Origin of the sequence: Providencia heimbachae ATCC 35613 (genome assembly GCF_001655055.1) — a bacterium.
Taxonomy (GTDB): domain Bacteria; phylum Pseudomonadota; class Gammaproteobacteria; order Enterobacterales; family Enterobacteriaceae; genus Providencia; species Providencia heimbachae.
Genome location: NZ_LXEW01000074.1, coordinates 1 through 202, shown reverse-complemented (window position 1 = coordinate 202; position 202 = coordinate 1). Strand labels below are relative to the sequence as shown.

Below are 202 nucleotides of genomic sequence, written 5' to 3'. Positions count from 1 at the left end.
AGAAAGTAGAGCAATAGGCTACACGTGGGAGCGACATTCGCAAGAATGCGTTTTACACGAGATAAAACAACGTAAGTTGTGCAATATTTCGTGTCCCCTTCGTCTAGAGGCCTAGGACACCGCCCTTTCACGGCGGTAACAGGGGTTCGAATCCCCTAGGGGACGCCAATTGCGCCGATATCGAGTGAAAGACGATGTCCCC

1 tRNA gene is annotated in these 202 nt (G+C 51.5%); it reads left to right on the top strand.

From position 1 onward, the window contains the following. Positions 1-92: 92 nt before the first annotated feature. A tRNA-Glu gene (locus M998_RS19140) sits at positions 93-168 on the top strand. Positions 169-202: the final 34 nt, after the last annotated feature.